This is a genomic window from Methylobacterium hispanicum, from assembly GCF_022179285.1.
Classification (GTDB): Bacteria; Pseudomonadota; Alphaproteobacteria; order Rhizobiales; family Beijerinckiaceae; genus Methylobacterium; species Methylobacterium hispanicum.
Map to the genome: position 1 here is coordinate 1 of NZ_BPQO01000095.1, position 614 is coordinate 614.

Here is a 614-nt window from a genome sequence, read left to right on the forward strand (position 1 = left end):
TGACGTCCCCCCATCGCTTTGGTCCGGCGTGAGTGCGAGTTTTCCGGTTGTGTGAGCCCCTGAGGGGAGGAGCAGAGCCGTGAAGAAGAGCAGGTTCACCGAAGAGCAGATCGCCTTCGCGCTGAAGCAGGCCGAGACCGGGACACCGGTCGCGGAGGTGCTGCGCCGGATGGGCATCTCCGAACAGACGTTTTACCGCTGGAAGAAGCTCTACGGCGGCTTGGGCACAGGCGAGCTGCGGCGGCTGAAGCAGCTTGAGGACGAGAACCGCAAGCTCAAGCAGCTGGTTGCCGATCTGAGCCTCGACAAGCACATCCTGCAGGACGTGCTCGCAAAAAAGCTCTGACGCCTGCTCGGCGACGCGAGCTCGTGCACCAGGTTCAGGAGGCGCACGGGGTGAGCGAGCGGCGCGGCTGCGCCGCGCTCGGCGTCGGTCGGTCGGGCGTCCGCTACCGCTCGACCAAGCCCGATCAGGCACCGCTGCGGATGCGCATCTGTGATCTGGCCAAGAGCCGGGTGCGCTACGGGTACTTCCGGATCTACATCCTGCTGCGCCGGGAAGGTTGGCGGGTGAATCACAAGAGGGTCCACCGCCTCTACAGGGATGAGGGCCT

At 65.3% G+C, this 614-nt stretch carries 1 pseudogene; it reads left to right on the plus strand.

The features are described from left to right. Positions 1-79 precede the first annotated feature (79 nt). Positions 80-614, plus strand: a pseudogene (locus MFF56_RS31900) (IS3-like element ISMex11 family transposase); the annotation flags it as partial.